The 15,904-nt window shown below is 59.0% G+C and carries 18 protein-coding genes and 1 pseudogene; 16 read left to right on the forward strand and 3 right to left on the reverse strand.

Annotated elements, in window-relative coordinates; genetic code table 11:
* Window positions 1–9: 9 nt before the first annotated feature.
* A complete protein-coding gene (mgrA, locus tag PHW99_RS05440) occupies window positions 10–1,053 on the reverse strand; it encodes an L-glyceraldehyde 3-phosphate reductase (protein WP_300174543.1) in 1,044 nt (347 codons plus the stop codon).
* 109 nt (window positions 1,054–1,162) lie between these two features.
* Entirely contained in the window at window positions 1,163–1,666 is a 504-nt protein-coding gene (gene bamE, locus PHW99_RS05445; protein ID WP_300174545.1) for an outer membrane protein assembly factor BamE, read from the reverse strand.
* A 181-nt stretch (window positions 1,667–1,847) separates the two neighbouring features.
* Here bamE and PHW99_RS05450 point away from each other — a divergent pair, with 181 nt between their 5' ends.
* The 11 genes from PHW99_RS05450 to PHW99_RS05500 all read left to right on the forward strand — a co-directional run bounded on the left by PHW99_RS05450 (window position 1,848) and on the right by PHW99_RS05500 (window position 11,716).
* Window positions 1,848–2,885 carry a LacI family DNA-binding transcriptional regulator gene (locus PHW99_RS05450; RefSeq protein ID WP_300174547.1) on the forward strand — a complete coding sequence of 346 codons (1,038 nt, stop codon included), beginning with the start codon at window positions 1,848–1,850 and terminating at the stop codon, window positions 2,883–2,885.
* Window positions 2,886–2,957: 72 nt separating this feature from the next.
* Window positions 2,958–4,289 carry an ABC transporter substrate-binding protein gene (locus PHW99_RS05455; RefSeq protein ID WP_300174578.1) on the forward strand — a complete coding sequence of 444 codons (1,332 nt, stop codon included), beginning with the start codon at window positions 2,958–2,960 and terminating at the stop codon, window positions 4,287–4,289.
* Between the two features lie 82 nt (window positions 4,290–4,371).
* Window positions 4,372–5,322, forward strand: coding sequence for a sugar ABC transporter permease (locus tag PHW99_RS05460; RefSeq protein WP_300174549.1), 951 nt, complete (start codon window positions 4,372–4,374; stop codon window positions 5,320–5,322).
* A gap of 19 nt (window positions 5,323–5,341) precedes the next feature.
* Window positions 5,342–6,298, forward strand: a complete 957-nt coding sequence (locus tag PHW99_RS05465; RefSeq protein ID WP_300174551.1) for a carbohydrate ABC transporter permease — start codon at window positions 5,342–5,344, stop codon at window positions 6,296–6,298.
* Window positions 6,299–6,311: 13 nt separating this feature from the next.
* Entirely contained in the window at window positions 6,312–6,536 is a 225-nt protein-coding gene (locus tag PHW99_RS05470) for a hypothetical protein (RefSeq protein WP_300174553.1), read from the forward strand.
* 5 nt (window positions 6,537–6,541) lie between these two features.
* Window positions 6,542–7,672 (forward strand): ABC transporter ATP-binding protein, encoded by a 1,131-nt coding sequence (locus tag PHW99_RS05475; RefSeq protein WP_300174555.1) that lies wholly within the window; start codon window positions 6,542–6,544, stop codon window positions 7,670–7,672.
* Complete coding sequence (locus PHW99_RS05480; RefSeq protein ID WP_300174557.1) at window positions 7,665–8,696, forward strand: ABC transporter ATP-binding protein; 1,032 nt, start codon at window positions 7,665–7,667, stop codon at window positions 8,694–8,696. Before PHW99_RS05475 ends, PHW99_RS05480 begins: the two co-directional genes overlap by 8 nt.
* Before the next feature lie 23 nt (window positions 8,697–8,719).
* Window positions 8,720–9,316 (forward strand): dihydroxyacetone kinase subunit DhaL, encoded by a 597-nt coding sequence (dhaL, locus tag PHW99_RS05485; RefSeq protein ID WP_300174558.1) that lies wholly within the window; start codon window positions 8,720–8,722, stop codon window positions 9,314–9,316.
* Window positions 9,317–9,355: 39 nt separating this feature from the next.
* Complete coding sequence (gene dhaK, locus PHW99_RS05490) at window positions 9,356–10,345, forward strand: dihydroxyacetone kinase subunit DhaK (RefSeq protein WP_300174560.1); 990 nt, start codon at window positions 9,356–9,358, stop codon at window positions 10,343–10,345.
* Window positions 10,346–10,437: 92 nt separating this feature from the next.
* Window positions 10,438–11,325 carry an EamA family transporter gene (locus PHW99_RS05495; protein ID WP_300174562.1) on the forward strand — a complete coding sequence of 296 codons (888 nt, stop codon included), beginning with the start codon at window positions 10,438–10,440 and terminating at the stop codon, window positions 11,323–11,325.
* Between the two features lie 172 nt (window positions 11,326–11,497).
* Entirely contained in the window at window positions 11,498–11,716 is a 219-nt protein-coding gene (locus PHW99_RS05500; RefSeq protein ID WP_300174564.1) for a glycine zipper 2TM domain-containing protein, read from the forward strand.
* 268 nt (window positions 11,717–11,984) lie between these two features.
* Here the strand turns inward: PHW99_RS05500 and PHW99_RS05505 are convergent.
* Window positions 11,985–12,176 (reverse strand): annotated as a pseudogene (locus tag PHW99_RS05505) (IS110 family transposase); the annotation flags it as partial.
* A 142-nt stretch (window positions 12,177–12,318) separates the two neighbouring features.
* Between PHW99_RS05505 and PHW99_RS05510 the strand changes: the two are divergent.
* The 5 genes from PHW99_RS05510 to PHW99_RS05530 form a co-directional block, all read left to right on the forward strand.
* Window positions 12,319–13,131, forward strand: coding sequence for a DUF2971 domain-containing protein (locus PHW99_RS05510; protein WP_300174566.1), 813 nt, complete (start codon window positions 12,319–12,321; stop codon window positions 13,129–13,131).
* A gap of 464 nt (window positions 13,132–13,595) precedes the next feature.
* Complete coding sequence (locus PHW99_RS05515; RefSeq protein ID WP_300174568.1) at window positions 13,596–14,531, forward strand: GyrI-like domain-containing protein; 936 nt, start codon at window positions 13,596–13,598, stop codon at window positions 14,529–14,531.
* A 93-nt stretch (window positions 14,532–14,624) separates the two neighbouring features.
* On the forward strand, window positions 14,625–15,062 hold the full coding sequence (locus tag PHW99_RS05520; RefSeq protein ID WP_300174570.1) for a nuclear transport factor 2 family protein: 438 nt from the start codon (window positions 14,625–14,627) through the stop codon (window positions 15,060–15,062).
* A gap of 63 nt (window positions 15,063–15,125) precedes the next feature.
* Window positions 15,126–15,614, forward strand: coding sequence for a VOC family protein (locus tag PHW99_RS05525; RefSeq protein WP_300174572.1), 489 nt, complete (start codon window positions 15,126–15,128; stop codon window positions 15,612–15,614).
* A gap of 60 nt (window positions 15,615–15,674) precedes the next feature.
* A partial coding sequence (locus PHW99_RS05530; RefSeq protein WP_300174574.1) for a hypothetical protein occupies window positions 15,675–15,904 on the forward strand: 230 nt, incomplete at its 3' end.

A 15,904-nucleotide genomic window follows, 5' to 3' on the forward strand; every position in this document is an offset into this window, starting at 1 on the left:
GGGCTTATTTCACGCTGCGGGCCTTCTGGTCACCGGCTGCCACAGATTGATGCCGCCTTCCACCGCGTGCTGGTCAATGGCCTGGAGTTCGTCCGCCGAGAAATGCAGGTTTTTCAGTGCCCCCAGCAGTTCTGTGATCTGCGCCGGCCGGCTGGCGCCAATCAGGGCCGAGGTGACCCGGGTGTCGCGCAACACCCAGGCGGTGGCCATCTGCGCCAGGCTCTGGCCGCGTGCCTGCGCCATGGCGTTGAGGGCGCGCACGTGGGCCAGGTTCTGTTCACTGAGGAACTCGGGCTTGAACGAGCCGCCACCGGGCCGGTTGATGCGTGCATCCTGCGGAGTGCCGTGGAGGTACTTATCGGTCAGCAGACCCTGCGCCAGCGGGCTGAAGGCAATACAACCCATGCCGAGCTCATCCAGCGTGTCGAGCAGGTCTTCCTCAATCCAGCGGTTGAGCAGGCTGTAGGACGGCTGGTGAATCAGCGCCCGCACCCCCATGCTTTTCAGAATCGCCGCTGCCTCGCGGGTCTGGCTGGCCGAGTAGCGGCTGACCCCCACGTACAGGGCCTTGCCTTGCTGCACCGCGCTGGCCAGCGCACCCATGGTTTCCTCCAGCGGCGTGTCGGGGTCAAAACGGTGCGAGTAGAAAATGTCCACATAGTCCAGGCCCAGGCGTTGGAGGCTCTGGTCCAGACTCGCCAGCACGTATTTGCGCGAGCCACCACCTTGGCCGTAAGGGCCGGGCCACATGTCGTAGCCGGCTTTGCTGGAGATCACCAGTTCATCCCGGTAGGGGCGCAAGTCGCGGCGCAGATGCTCGCCAAAATTGGTTTCGGCGCTGCCGTAGGGCGGGCCGTAGTTGTTGGCCAGGTCAAAGTGGGTGATGCCGGCATCAAACGCGGTGCGCAACATGTCGCGCTGGGTCGCCAGCGGTGTGGCGTCCCCAAAGTTGTGCCACAGGCCCAGGGTGATGGCGGGCAGTTTCAGGCCACTTTGACCGCAGGTGCGGTAGGCCATGGTGTCATAACGGGCCGGGTTGGCAGGGTAAGTCATGCTGGTTTTGCCTCTGTTGATGGGTCAAAAGTGCCTCTAGCCCGGGTGGAATAATGCTTTGTAGCTATAAAATAAGTAGCATGCAAGTCAAATCCGGCGCTGCAGGGTGTCACGGGACAATGATTTCCTGGGAATCATGCATACATTCGGGCGGCTGGCCATAACCTGCCGAGCGTACCTGCTGCTCCAGCGTCAGCTCAATCTGGAACCACTGGCAGAAATGGTTTTCGTAGCGGTAGCTCCAGACCTCACCTCGTGAGCGCCCGAGGCCTTGCACCTCGCTGGGGCGGCCCAGTAACTGGCGCACGGCGTCCTGTGGCATGCCAACCGTGACGCGGCTGAAGTTCTGCTCAGTCAGGACCTGCTCGGCGCGCAGCGCCTGGCCAGCGGCATCCAGGTAGACAAACCAGGTGTGGTGGCCGCGCGGCCCGCGCGGAAATTCCAGTCGTGTGCCAACGTCAAGCTGGCGTTCCATGTCGGGGGCGCCCAGGCGGGCTACCAGCGCCTCGCGGCGCAGGCCGGTCAGCACCTCGGGCGGCGCGTAGCTGCTGCAGCCGGCCAGCAGCGCCAACAGCAACCAGGACCCATGCCAGAGTGACAGACGACGTTGCATCACAAATTCTCCTGATCGCAGCCGCCAGCGGCGGGCTCTTGGGTGAATTCTAGTTGGCCGGGCCAGTGCGAGAAATATCGCTGGCTTGGTCGGTGTAAACCCTGATTGATTTAATTATTGATGTACTTAACATCAACATCAATTTAATCCATCACACCGGCAGACCTCGATCCGGCGACCCATGTCCAACAACATTGCCACCATTGCTGATATTGCCCGCCACGCAGGGGTTGGCACGGCCACGGTGGACCGGGTGCTCAACAAACGTCCGGGTGTCAATGCCGAGACCACCCAAAAGGTGATGGCGGCCGTGAAGGCGCTGGGCGAACCCACGGTGCTTCGGGGGCGGCCACGGCAAAAGGAAGGGTTTCGTTTTGCCTATGTGTTGCCGGACACGGAAACCCCGTTTTTCAACAAGATGGAGCGGCTGATTGCCCAGACGGCGGGTGACTTTCGGCACCAGCACATCACCGAGGTCACCCATCGGCTCAGCGCGGATGACCCGGCCGCCTTTGCTGCCGATCTGGCGCGTATCAATGACTGCGACGGCATTGTGCTGGTGGCGCCCGATTTGCCGGCCATCAAACTGGCGATCAATGATCTGGCGCGTTCGGGCATCCATGTAGTGACCCTGTTTTCTGATGTGGCCGGGTCGATGCGTGAGGCGTTTGTCGGGGCGGACAACCGGGCAGCCGGGCGCACGGCCGGGCTGTTGCTGGCCCGCATGGCGCAGCTGCCCCGGCGCGACACCCTGCTGCTGCTGTCGCAGGCCACGCGCATGTCGGGCGAGATCGAGCGGCGGATTGGTTTTGTCCAGGTGCTTGAAGAGCGGTTCCCGTCGATCAAGGTGGTGCGCCTGCTGGACCTGCCGGGTGACGACGCCGGTGTGGCCAGCATGCTGGGCAAGACCCTGGCTGAGGATGTGGACACCACGCGACTGGCGGGGGTGTACAGCGTTGGCGTGGGGACGGCCGGTGTGGTGCAGGCATTGGGCGCGCTGCAACTGGACCAAGCCCCGGGCCTGATTGCGCATGATTTCACCGAGCAACACCAGGCGCTGCTGATTGATGGCGCGCTGTCGTATGTGTTGCATCAGGACATTCATTACTGTGTTCTCACGGCCGCGCGTGCCTTGCGCGGCCTGTGTGAAAACGTGCGTGGCGCGCTCAACGTCGTGCAGCCACGTGTCGAGATCTTGACTGCCGAAAACCTGCATTGACACGGCGGTGGGATGTTTGCTGATCGGGTTGGTTGTATTCAAAACTTACGAGGAGATGTGTTCATGAGGAAGATGCTGAAAAAATTGCCGACACTGGCTTCGGTGACTGCCGCTGCGGCGCTGGTGATGGGCGCCACGGCCGCCCACGCGCAGGACAAGACCATCACGCTGTGCTGGGCGGCGTGGGATCCGGCCAATGCGCTGGTTGAGCTGTCCAAGGACTTCACGGCCAAGAGTGGTGTGAAGATGAAATTCGAGTTTGTGCCATGGCCCAACTTTGCCGACCGCATGCTCAATGAGCTCAACTCCAAGGGCAAGCTGTGTGACCTGATGATTGGTGACAGCCAGTGGATTGGGGGTGCGGCCGAAAGCGGCCACTATGTCAAGCTCAATGACTTCTTTGCCAAGGAAGGCATCAAGATGACCGACTTCGCCCCGGCGACGGTGACGGGGTATGCCGAGTGGCCCAAAAACACGCCCAATTACTGGGCCTTGCCGGCCATGGCGGATGCTGTGGGCTGGACGTATCGCAAGGACTGGTTCGCCAAGCCGGAACTGCGTGCCGAATTCAAGAAGAAGCACAACCGTGAACTGGCTGCCCCCAAGACCTGGACCGAGTTCAAGCAAGTGTCCGAGTTCTTCCAGGGCCGCATGGTGGATGGCAAAAAAGTGTATGGCGCCTACATCTTCACCGAGCGTGGCTCCGAAGGCATCACCATGGGGGTGACCAACGTGCTTTACCCCATGGGTTTCAAATACCAGGACCCGAAGAAGCCTTATGCCATGGACGGCTTTGTCAACTCGGCCGACTCGGTCAAGGCGCTGGAGTTCTACAAGTCCCTCTACAAGGGCAGCACGGCACCGGGCATGACCAACGCCTATATGGGTGAAGGTCTGGATGCCTTCAAGTCCGGCCAGGTGGCGATGCAGATGAACTGGTTTGCCTTCTTCCCCGGTCTGAACAAGGACCCGAATGTGGGGGGTGACAAGATCGGCTTCTTTGCCAATCCGTCTGACAAGGGCAAGGGCGTGCAGCTCGGCGGCCAGGGGATCTCGGTGGTGTCCTACTCCCCCAACAAGAACGAAGCACTGCAATACATCAAGTGGTTTGCCTCGCCTGATGTCCAGAAGAAATGGCAGGCCGTCGGCGGCTCCTCGGCCCACAAGGCAGTGCTCAATGACCCCGGTTATGCCAAGAGCGCACCCTATGCCCAGGCCTTCCTGGACTCCATGGGCATGGTGGTGGACTTCTGGGCCGAACCGACCTATGCGCAGCTGATGCTGGCCATGCAAAAACGTGTGCATGACTATGTGGTGGCCGACAAGGGCTCTGCCAAGGAAGCGCTGGACACCTTGGTGGTGGACTGGAAGAAGGTCTTCAAGGACGACGGCAAGCTGAAGTGATCGGTATTGCTCCCTTGCTCGCCCCGCATGGGCCGAGCAAGGGGACACCGCTGCGTGACCGCCAAGTAAACGAGACCCCACCATGAAGATCAAGAGCGCTGTCGAGCGTGCTGCCATCGCAACGCCTGCCACCATGGCCTCCACGGTGCGTGGCTTGTCCGATCGTGCCATTGCCTGGCTGTTCATCGGCCCGACCATGCTGATCCTGCTGGCCATCAACATCTTCCCGCTGATCTGGACCATCAAGCTGTCGTTCACCAATTACCGTGCCAACCGGCCCAACGCCCCGGTGGTGGACCTGGGGATCGACAACTATGTCTCGGTGCTGACGGACCCGGATATCTGGCTGGCCATGCAGAACACGGCGCATTTCCTGTTCTGGACCATTCTTCTGCAAATGGTCATTGGGTTCACCCTGGCCTATTTGATCGACCGCAAGTTCCGGGGGCATGGCTTCTGGACCACCATGATCCTGATTCCCATGATGTTGTCACCGGCGGTGGTGGGCAACTTCTGGGCCTTTTTGTACCAACCCCAGGTGGGTCTTTTCAACTACGCCGCCGCCTTCCTGTCGGGGGTGCCAGCCTCGTCGTTCTCCATGCTGGGGTCGGTGCAACTGGCGCCCTGGGCGATTGTGATTGTCGACACCTGGATGTGGACCCCCTACGTCATGCTGATTTGCCTGGCTGGCCTGCGCTCCATTCCCGACTACATCTACGAGGCGGCCGAAGTAGACCGTGCCTCCAAGTGGCGCCAGTTCTGGTCCATCACCTTGCCGATGGTGATGCCCTTCATCATGCTGGCGGTGCTGTTCCGTGGCATTGAAAACTTCAAGATGTTCGACATGGTCAACCTGCTCACTTCCGGGGGGCCGGGCTCGGCCACCGAACTGGCCTCCATCACCCTCAAGCGCGAGGCGTTCGAGAAGTGGCGCACCGGGTATTCATCGGCCTTTGCCATCATCTTGTTTGTCGCGGTTTTTGGGCTGGCCAACATGTACGTCAAGGCCCTGAATTACGTCAAGAACCGCTAACAGCCAACCAGGAAACGTCATGAGCAAAGGTATCAGCACTGCGCATTCCGTGGTTGAACCCAGCGACACCAGCCGCTGGATCGCCGGCTTTCTGGTCGCTCTATATGCCTTGGTGACCATCACGCCGTTGGCGTGGATCATCCTGACCGGTTTCAAGAGCCCAGGCGATGCCATCAGCTACCCACCCAAGGTGGTGTTTGAGCCGACCGTGCAAGGGTATTGCAACCTGTTCACCACGCGCTCGCGCCAGACCCCCGAATACATTGCTGCCCTGCCGGCGGCGCAAGACCAGTGTGAGCAGATGGCCCGCGCCGACAACATGGTGGTGGCCGGCAAGTCCAATTACATTCCGCGTTTTGCCAATTCACTCATCATTGCCTTTGGCTCCACCATTCTGTCAGTGGCGCTGGGTGTCATGGCGGCTTACGCCTTTTCGCGGTTCAAGGTGCCACTCAAGGACGACCTGCTGTTTTTCATTCTGTCGACCCGCATGATGCCGCCAATTGCGGTGGCCATTCCGATCTACCTGATGTACCGCGAGCTGGGCCTGTCCGACACCCGCACCGGCATGATCCTGCTCTACACCGCCGTCAACGTCTCGCTGGCGGTCTGGCTGCTCAAAGGTTTCATCGATGAAATCCCGCGTGAATACGAAGAAGCCGCCATGGTGGACGGTTACACCCGGCTGCAGGCGTTTCGCAAGGTGGTGCTGCCGCAGGCCACCACCGGCATCGTCGCCACCGCCATTTTTTGTCTGATCTTTGCCTGGAACGAATACGCCTTTGCCGTGTTGCTGACTTCGGGCGAGGCGCAGACCGCGCCGCCGTTCATCCCCATCATCATTGGTGAAGGTGGTCAGGACTGGCCGGCTGTGGCCGCTGGCACCACCCTGTTCCTGGTGCCCATCCTGGTCTTCACCGTGCTACTTCGCAAGCATCTATTGCGTGGCATCACCTTCGGCGCCGTTCGCAAATAACACCTGGCTGATCATGTCCACTACCTCGATTTCTCCTGTGAAAGCTGCTGGCACGGCCGGTTCCCGCTGGCCCCGCTGGTTGCGCCGCGGCCCCATGGAAATGGTGGCTTGCCTGGTCATCGGCCTGGGGCTGTTCATGTTGTTGCAGCCCTTTGCCCTGGTGCTCTACACCTGGTCGTTTGTCACCATGCTGGCCGGCACGGTGATGTTCATGGTGGTTTCCAAGTTCCCTGAATAAGCACCATGGCTGAAATCCGTATTCAAAACCTGCACAAGGCGTTTGCCGAGTTCACCGCCGTGAAGGATTCGTCGTTCACGGTGAACGACGGTGAATTTTTTTGTCTGCTGGGGCCGTCGGGCTGTGGCAAGACCACCACCCTGCGCATGATCGCCGGGCTGGAACTGCCCACCTCCGGGCAGATATTTCTGGGGGGTGAAGACGTCACTTTCAAGCGTGCCTCGGCACGTGACATTGCGTTTGTGTTCCAGATGTTTGCGTTGTACCCGCACATGACGGTGCGCCAGAACATCGCGTTTCCGCTGGTATCCCAGGGCATGGCCAAATCGGAGATCACCCAGCGTGTGGCGCAAGCCGCCAATACGCTGCACATCACCGGCCTGCTCGACAAATCGGTCTCCGGTCTGACCAGCGGGGACCGCCAGCGTGTCGCTCTGGGCCGGGCGATCGTGCGCCAGCCGATGGCCTTCATGATGGACGAACCCCTGGGCGCATTGGATGCCGAGTTTCGTGAGCTGATGTGTGAGGAACTGCGTGGCCTGCATGACCGGCTGGGGGCGACCACGGTCTATGTAACCCACGACCAGCGCGAGGCGATGTCGATGGCTGACAAGATCGCCATCATGAACCAGGGCGTGATCGAGCAGCTCGGTGCCCCGCAGGAAATTTACGAACGTCCGGCCAGCGTGTTTGTGGCTGATTTCATGGGCTCGCCATCGATGAACTTCATCCCGGTCTCGGCGGCGTTGGCCCGCGGGGCGACCACGATCCGTGTCAGTGGGGCGTCATTGGGTTTGCCGGCGGTGAGTGATGCGGTCACCGAGCGGCCCCTGTTGTATGGTGTTCGCCCCGAGCATATCCAACTCTCGGCAGACACCGGTTTGCGGGCTGAAGTGGTGGGGGTGGACTACCTGGGCAACTGCCAGATCGTCACCTTGACCACTGCCGTGGGCAGCACCGTGCGCGCCAAGGCGGATGTCCGCTCACCCGCTCAGCGGGGCGATCAGGTCGGGCTGGTGTTTGACGCTGCACAGGTCAGCCTGTTTGACGCGGCCAGCGGGCGCGCCCTGCGCACCGCGCGTGATGACATTCCCGTCAGCCTGATCGGGACCAGAGGAGGTGCGGCCCATGGCTGATCTGAAAATTGCCGCGGTGAGCAAACATTTTGGCCAAACAGCGGCGGTCCGGGACTTGAACATCGACATGGCCAGTGGTGAATTTGTCGTGCTGCTGGGCCCCAGTGGCGCGGGCAAGACCACCACCCTGCGTTTGGTGGCCGGGTTGGAAACGCCTGACAGCGGGCAGGTCTGGATCAATGGCCGCGATGTCACCCAGGTGGCACCGGCACTGCGTGACGTGACTTTTGTGTTCCAGCAGTATTCGCTCTACCCGCATCTGAGTGTCTACGACAACCTGGCCTTCCCCCTGCGTTCACCGCTGCGCAAGACCAGTGAAGACGACATCCGGGCCAAGGTGACCGAAGTGGCACGCATGCTGCGTATGGAAGACAAGTTGCAGAACCCGGCCACCCGGCTCTCCGGTGGGCAGATGCAGCGGGTGGCCATTGGCCGCGCCCTGGTGCGCAACCCGGCGGTGTACCTGATGGACGAACCACTGTCGTCACTGGACGCCAAGCTTCGCAACGACCTGCGGCTGGAGCTCAAGCGCATCCAGCAGGACACCCAGGCGACCATGTTGTATGTCACACATGACCAGGTCGAGGCGCTGACCCTGGCCACCCGCATCGGTGTGCTGGATCACGGGCAGCTGGTGCAGTTGGGCACCCCCCAGCAGGTGTATGAAGACCCGGCCAGTGTGGCCGTGGCCAGCCGGCTGGGTTCACCACGCATCAATCTGTTGCCCCGTGCGGCGCTGGCCTATCTGCAGGTGCCCGAGACGGTCACCACGCTGGGGGTACGGGCCGAGCACATCCAGGTCTGTCACCCGGACACCCTGGCACAGGCCAACGCGCAGGCCCGTGTTGAGCGGATTGAACGCCTGAGCGACCAGTATTTGCTGCACCTGAGTTTGCCAGGCAGCGAGCAGGGGCTGATTGCGTCGGCCCATCCTGGCGAGCTGGCCCGGCCCGGCGAAGACATCCACATTCACATTGCACACAGCCTGTGGTTTGATGCCGGCGGGCAACGGGTGCGCCACTGATCATCTTTACACAGGGACTCATCATGTCAATCAACACAATCATTCAAAACGCCACCCAGACACTGGTGGACCATCTGGAAGAACTCACGGCGCTGGACCAGGCCATTGGCGACGGCGACCATGGCCTGAACATGAAACGTGGCGCCCAGGCCATCCAGGCCAAGCTGGCCGAGATGGAAGGCACCGGCCTGAACGAATCGCTCAAGACCATGGGCAAGACCTGTGTAGCCATGATTGGTGGCTCGTCCGGCCCGGTGTTTGGCACCCTGCTCATGACGCTGGGCAAGGAGCTGCCCGCCAATCCGACCCACCAGGACCTGGCCCTGGCGCTGCGCACCAGCATCGAGGCCCTGACCCGGCTGGGCAAGGCCCAGGTGGGGCAAAAGACCCTGCTTGATGTGTTGGACCCGGTGCAAAAAGTGCTGGCCCAGGGCGGCGATGACCTGATCGCCCGGGTGCGCCAATGTGCATTGGACAGCGCTGCCGCGACCGCTGACATGGATGCCACGCGTGGCCGTTCGTCCTTTCTGGGTGAGCGTGCCAAGGGCCATGTGGACCCGGGGTCACGCTCCACGGCCCTGATCATTGCTGCGGTCTGTGACACCTTGTCCCGGGCCTGAGTGTTGCCGCCGGCTTTTTACTGACTCAAGAGGTACCCCATGAAAAACCTGATGAACCACGTTGACACCGTTCTGGCTGAATCGCTGGACGGTTTTGCTGCCGCGCACGCCGACATTGTGGTGCTTGGCGCGGATCGCGAATTTGTTCGCCGCAAGACCCCCAAGCCCGGCAAGGTGGCCTTGATTTCGGGGGGTGGCGCCGGGCACGAGCCGCTGCATGCGGGCTTTGTCGGTCATGGCATGCTGGATGCGGCTTGTCCCGGGCAGATTTTCACCTCGCCTACCCCCAACCAGATGCTCAACGCTGCGCAGGCCGTGGATGGGGGTGCCGGTGTCCTGTTCATCGTCAAGAATTATTCCGGCGACATGATGAATTTCCAGATGGCGGCAGAAATGCTCGACCAGGACAACGACATTGTGATCGTCAATGACGACGTGGCGGTGGAGGACTCCACCTACACCACCGGCCGCCGGGGCGTTGCTGGCACCCTGATTGTGGAAAAGATGCTGGGTGCTGCCGCCGAGCGCGGTGATAGTCTGGAGCAGCTCAAGGCATTGGGTGATGCCGTGAACAAGGCCACAGCCTCCATGGGGGTGGCGCTGACCTCCTGCACGGTGCCGGCCGCCGGCAAACCAACCTTCCAGATTGGCATGCATGAAATGGAGGTGGGCGTTGGCATCCACGGCGAGCCAGGACGGCGCCGCGTGCCGCTGGCCAGCGCGGACGACATTGCCGAAGAGCTCACCAACTCGGTGATGAAGGATCTGGCGCTTCAGCCGGGGCAGGAAGTCATCCTGCTGGTCAACGGTTTTGGCGGCACCCCCATGCTGGAGCTGTACCTGATGGTCAACGCGGCCCGCAAGGTGCTGGGCAAAGCTGGCGTGAGTGTGGTGCGTCACTTGACTGGCTCGTACGTCACCTCGCTGGAGATGGCCGGCTGTTCCATCACGGTGTGTGCTGTTGACAAGGACATGCTGGCATTGTGGGACGCGCCGGTGCAGACCGCAGCCTTGCGCTGGGGGCGCTGATCCGTTTGTCGGGTGCGTGGACCGGGGCCAGATGCTGGCCCGGCGTGTTGACCGCCGGGGGTGAACTTCGGTGATCGGTTATCTTCAGCGGGATGCGCGCCCTTCGATTTCCCAATACTCTACCCTTGCTGGCCGTGCTCGGCTCCGTCACCGCCCTGGGCCTGGGCACCTCGTTTGCCAAACAGCTTTTTCCGCTGGTGGGGTCGCTGGGCACCACGGCGTTGCGTGTCGGGTTTTCCGCCCTGCTGATGCTGGCCGTGTGGCGGCCCTGGCGCTGGGCGCTGTCGCGTTCCGATGCCCGCGCCTTGCTGCTCTACGGCGTGGCTTTGGGCTGCATGAACCTGTTGTTTTACCTGTCGCTGCAGACCATTGCCTTCGGGGTGGCGGTGGCGATCGAGTTCTCCGGTCCGCTGGCGGTGGCCATGCTGTCCTCGCGCAAGCCGGTGGACTTCCTCTGGCTGGCGCTGGCCATGGTCGGACTGGGTCTGCTGCTGCCACTGGGGCAAAGTGTGGGAAGCCTTGACCTGCAAGGGGTGATGTTTGCGCTGGGCGCGGCGGTGTGCTGGGGCGCCTACATTGTGTTTGGCAAGCGCGTGGGGCATTTGCATGCCGGGCACTCGGTGGCACTGGGTTTGAGTGTGGCAGCCATCACCGTGGTGCCGTTTGGTCTCTGGCACGCGGGCAGCGCCTTGTGGCAGCCACACATTTTGCTGTTTGGACTGTGTGTGGCAGCGGTGTCCAGCGCCTTGCCGATCTCGTTGGAGATGGTGGCCCTCAAACGCCTGCCGCAGGGTGCTTTTGGCATCATGACCAGCATGGAGCCGGCCATGGCTGCCCTGCTGGGCCTGCTGGTGCTTGATGAACACCTGAGTGCCATGCAATGGCTGGCCATCGTCTGCATCATGCTGGCGGCAGCTGGCAGTGCAATCACGGCCAGCCCAAGGGCTGCCCACACGGTGCCGCAAGACGTGGTGATGTGAGGGGTGACGACCCCGGGCGCGTAAGCAAGGCGTGTCAGTTGTTTCCAAATGCAGCCAAAGTGACCCAGGGACACTTGCTGAAACAATTTCAGTTTTCCAACCCGCCGGGACGGCGGCATCATGGGCGCCTCACGTCATCACGTGTCAATCAACAAAAGACAAAGGCTTTCTCATGAAAAATGATTCGCGTTGGGTTTCTGGCATCGTTGTATCAGCTGTTCTGCTGGCGCTGACGGGTTGCGCCGGCATGTCGCACCGAGACCGCAACACCATTGCCGGTGCCGGTATTGGTGCCGTTGCCGGTTCGATCCTGACCGGTGGCAGCACGCTGGGCACGGTGGGCGGTGCGGCCGTGGGGGGTGTGATTGGTGACCGGGTCGGGCACAAGTAGCCTGTGCCGTCGATGCGGCTGGCGTCATCCGATTGTTCAATCATGTTGGTCATGAAATAGGCGTCTATCCCACGTCAATAGGATGTTAATTGCTATTAAATAGATAGCTATTTAAGCAATTCTGCCGAGTTGCGCCTATCGGCCAGCCGTCCACACTGCACGTGCTGCCCAGCCACTGCATGCGCATGGCAGACACCGGCGAGTGCGGCAACATCACCACACGGTTCTTGTTGTCTGGCCTCGCGCACGATGTGAGCAAAGGTCGCAACAGTCTTGCCCAGTGATGGGCACCAGAGCAGGCTTCCATGCCAATCAGGCAAGGCGGAAAAGACGCAATGAGTTCCGCCAGCTTGGCGCGTGGCACGCTAGGCCTGAGCAACACAGGCTTGCCTGTTGCATCGACACAATGCACGGCAAAAACGTTCTTTGCCAGATCGATTCCAATGGTTACGATGGTCATGATTTCTCCTTTCGGACAAGTTGATGAAAAGCTCGCACTTCCCATCGTGGCACTCGGTTGTTGTTTACTGCATCCCTGACGGGGCGCGGCTTGCTCGGGACGGGGAAGTCCCTTTCATTCGTTAGCTGCCAGGAGTACTCGAGTGATCCTGTATAAGTACATGTCCGAATCAGCAGCGAAGTTGATCCTTGAAAATCGATCAATTGGATTTGCCAAGCCCGATACGTTTAATGACCCGTATGAGCTGAAGGCGGCCTATCCGCCGCAAGGAGCTAATCCACTAGCTTTGTTCATCGATGTGATTCGGTCATGCGGTAAGCAATTCATTTGGTCGGATACAAGTGGAGTTCTGTGCCTTACGCGAAACCCGTTGAACGCTTTGATGTGGGCCCATTACGGAGACGAACATCGAGGCGTGGTGCTAGGTATTGATGTAGAGCAAGCAGGATTTCTTGATGTGCAACGCTGCTTAGTGCCCGCACAATTTGGAAATGTGGTTTATACACATACTCGGCCAACCCACGCTTTGGCATCGTTTAAAGGCTCCAATCCGATCTCGGTAGGTCATACGCATCACTATCCTGTTGGCCACGAAGAAAAGCTGCAACGTACATTTCTCCAAAAGCCAGCCTGCTGGGCTTACGAAGAAGAAGTTCGGGTAGTGAAGTGCCTCTCGGACAGAAAGGGTGGGACTAATCAAAGCGGCACTTTTGTTGAAGTCGAATTGCCCGATAAGACACTCTATTGCTACACGCTTCCTGATGGAGCAATTAGGGAAATCTATTTGGGCATGAGACACTCTTCGCTTCAGTCTATTAGCGCCGCAAAAGCTGGACTACATGAGTATCACGAGCTTTGTCCAGAGCTGTCAGTTAATGGATGCCGGTTGTCCCGCGCTACGTGGGATATCGATTCGTTTGACGTTTCGGCATTGGTGGCTGAGCGTGGCAGCTAACAAATCATTGCAGCGAACGTTTGACCCGCCGCCCATTTTTGCTATCGCAAAAACAGGCGTCGCCTCAAGCGCCGCTGAATTCAGGCGTTGAGGCTGTGCAAAAAAACCTTTTGAAAGCGGAAATTACGTCAGTTGATGAGAAAGCAAAAAACGTTATTCGGGCATCGCATTCTTACCCTCAGTGCCATGGCCCGCTACAAACCCGTAGACCGTCATGCCTGCCTGCCCAACGTTCAGTTCATTTCCCTCAGTGGCGACAGCCAGCCCAGCGACCAGTGACGGGGGAAAGATAAGTCAGTCGTGCCTCATTGGGGTCTGATCCGGACGCACCGGTGCAAGAATGGGCGCAACAATAACCACACACGAAGCACAGGGGATCGAAACGATGAAGTCAAATCCGCATCTCATGAACCTGTTGGCGCTACGCGCAAACATGGTTTTTGCATGGTCTCGTTAGGTACTGTATGGACTCCCACGATAGTCGCTCAGAATACGAAAGCCGAATGCATCGGGTGCTCGCGTACATCGACGAGCATCTGGATGAGCAACTCGATCTCGCCACTTTGGCTGACGTTGCACACTTTTCGTCGTTCCACTTTCATCGGCTCTTTTCCGCATGGATGGGTGAAACATTTGGCGACTATCTGCGCCGTCGGCGAATCGAGGTGGCTGCTATGCGGCTTGCGGCTCAGCCACGCACGAGAATTTTGTACATCGCCTTGTCGGTGGGCTTTGGCTCTGCAGAAGCATTTACGCGCGCGTTCAAAAACCGCTTTGGATGCTCACCTTCGGCATGGCGTGAACTGCAGTCATTGCAACGCCATGCAAAAAGCAATTCTGATCAGGCGAATAGCAAGCACGGTCAAGCATTACAGGTGACATTCACGGAACATGAAGTCTCCCGAAAACTGAACAAGGAGAACATCATGAAAGTAGTACTCATTGACCGCCTGCCTGCGACTGTTGCCTATTTCCGCCACCTTGGCCCTTACGGCGAACCCATCGTGCGGTTCTGGCAGGAAACCTATGTGCCGTGGGCTGTCATGAACAAACTTGGCGCGGATCACGCTCGCTACGGAATCAGCCACGACGACCCGAGCATTACCGCACCCGAGCAGTGCAGATATGACGCTTGTGCCGAAGTGTTACCCGATTTCATGGCAACTGGTGGGGCACTCAAGAAGACCATTCCGGGCGGCAAGTATGCGGTGCTCCATTTCAACGGAACAGTTGAACGGGTAGGTGAGGCTTGGGCGGCGTTACTTCGGAACTGGTTACCCTCCAGCGGTTTGCAACTTGATGGACGTCCATGTTTCGAGTACTACCCAAAGGGTGCGGCCTTTGATTGCAAAACGGGAAAATTTGAGTGCGAGATATGCATTCCTGTGGTTCCGCTTTGATGACGAGGTCACAACAGTCAGCGTTTGGCACAGCGCTCTCGTGACTACCACTCGATGATTGGTCGCCACGAGTACAAATAATGGAGAAACGAAGTGGACGATATTGAAACGTCGATGTTGCGGGTTATGGAAGCCTACAAAACGGCAATTTCCGAGAAGGACATCGAAGCATTCATCAGTCTTTATAGCCCGGACGTGAAGGTATTCGACGCATGGAGCGTTTGGTTCTACGACGGTTCTGAGATCTGGCGGAAATTGATCAAGGAGTGGTTCCTTTCACTGGGCAACGAATGTGTCAGAGTGAACTTCGAAGAAGTGCAAACCCTCTGCGGATGTGAATTGGCAGTGCTCACGGCCATCGTCACCTATGCTGGTTATTCCGCTGAAGGTAAGGAACTGCGTACCATGCAGAACCGGCTTACCTGGACGTTCAAGCCAGAGAGAGGCGCCGTGAAAATTGTTCACGAACATACATCGGTACCTGTAGATTTCAATGACAAAAAAGCAATCCTTTTACGTGAACTCAGATAATGGCACTTAACCATCCATCAAGCGGGATTCAGCCCTGTCACTACCACCAATTGAGGAAAAATCATGAATACCGAACTCAACAACTATCCGCCAATGAGTCCCTATTTCACTGTGAGGGACGCGAGCAAGGCTATCGAGTTTTATAAAGCTGCGTTTGGCGCGACAGAAATCTCCCGGCTCACCGATGCGAGAACGGGGGGTGTCGGTCATGCCGAACTTATGATCAATGGCAGCCACTTTATGCTTGCCGACGAAAATCCCGCATGGGGCAATAAATCGCCTCTGAGCCTTGGCGGCACTGCTGTGGGTTTTAGTCTGATAGTGGAGAATGCTGATGCAGCCACAGAACGCGCGCGTGCCGCCGGCGCAACTATCGAAATGCCACCGACTGATATGTTTTATGGCTTCCGTAGTGCCGGAATCAGCGACCCCTTTGGGCACAAATGGATGCTTCAGCATCAGATTGAAAACGTCTCGCACGAAGAAATGCAAAAACGTTGGGATGCAATGCTGGCTTCCGGAAATACGGGTTGCACAAATACCGACAAATGACGAGCCAGCCTAACATTGCGCTCCAGAGGGACGCTTCGCAGGCAAGCCAACCTCGCGCCCTTGAGCTGGCACGTTCAGGCTGTAAAAAGCATCTGGCACGCGGTGTGGCGCGCGAAAATCGTATTTTTTTACAGCCTCGTTGGGCACCAGATGAAGCGTCGTGAGTTTTTGACAGGATGTGCTGTCGTCTCAGCAACGCCTTTGCTCACTTCATGTTCCAGCGAAGAATCGGGAGAGAAAAAAACCATGTACGTTGTTGAGTTGTGGACTGATTCCAACCCCGAAGATTT

This window comes from Rhodoferax sp. (genome assembly GCF_028689305.1).
Classification (GTDB): Bacteria; Pseudomonadota; Gammaproteobacteria; order Burkholderiales; family Burkholderiaceae_C; genus Rhodoferax.

What these genes read in the sequence shown, in the direction of transcription:
- dhaL (WP_300174558.1), top strand. Translation starts at nt 8,720, where the DNA reads ATGTCAATCAACACAATCATTCAAAACGCCACCCAGACACTGGTGGAC.
- PHW99_RS05480 (WP_300174557.1), top strand. Translation starts at nt 7,665, where the DNA reads ATGGCTGATCTGAAAATTGCCGCGGTGAGCAAACATTTTGGCCAAACA.
- mgrA (WP_300174543.1), bottom strand. Translation starts at nt 1,053, where the DNA reads ATGACTTACCCTGCCAACCCGGCCCGTTATGACACCATGGCCTACCGC.
- PHW99_RS05500 (WP_300174564.1), top strand. Translation starts at nt 11,498, where the DNA reads ATGAAAAATGATTCGCGTTGGGTTTCTGGCATCGTTGTATCAGCTGTT.
- PHW99_RS05515 (WP_300174568.1), top strand. Translation starts at nt 13,596, where the DNA reads ATGGACTCCCACGATAGTCGCTCAGAATACGAAAGCCGAATGCATCGG.
- PHW99_RS05455 (WP_300174578.1), top strand. Translation starts at nt 2,958, where the DNA reads ATGCTGAAAAAATTGCCGACACTGGCTTCGGTGACTGCCGCTGCGGCG.
- dhaK (WP_300174560.1), top strand. Translation starts at nt 9,356, where the DNA reads ATGAAAAACCTGATGAACCACGTTGACACCGTTCTGGCTGAATCGCTG.
- bamE (WP_300174545.1), bottom strand. Translation starts at nt 1,666, where the DNA reads ATGCAACGTCGTCTGTCACTCTGGCATGGGTCCTGGTTGCTGTTGGCG.
- PHW99_RS05465 (WP_300174551.1), top strand. Translation starts at nt 5,342, where the DNA reads ATGAGCAAAGGTATCAGCACTGCGCATTCCGTGGTTGAACCCAGCGAC.
- PHW99_RS05470 (WP_300174553.1), top strand. Translation starts at nt 6,312, where the DNA reads ATGTCCACTACCTCGATTTCTCCTGTGAAAGCTGCTGGCACGGCCGGT.
- PHW99_RS05460 (WP_300174549.1), top strand. Translation starts at nt 4,372, where the DNA reads ATGAAGATCAAGAGCGCTGTCGAGCGTGCTGCCATCGCAACGCCTGCC.
- PHW99_RS05525 (WP_300174572.1), top strand. Translation starts at nt 15,126, where the DNA reads ATGAATACCGAACTCAACAACTATCCGCCAATGAGTCCCTATTTCACT.
- PHW99_RS05450 (WP_300174547.1), top strand. Translation starts at nt 1,848, where the DNA reads ATGTCCAACAACATTGCCACCATTGCTGATATTGCCCGCCACGCAGGG.
- PHW99_RS05475 (WP_300174555.1), top strand. Translation starts at nt 6,542, where the DNA reads ATGGCTGAAATCCGTATTCAAAACCTGCACAAGGCGTTTGCCGAGTTC.
- PHW99_RS05495 (WP_300174562.1), top strand. Translation starts at nt 10,438, where the DNA reads ATGCGCGCCCTTCGATTTCCCAATACTCTACCCTTGCTGGCCGTGCTC.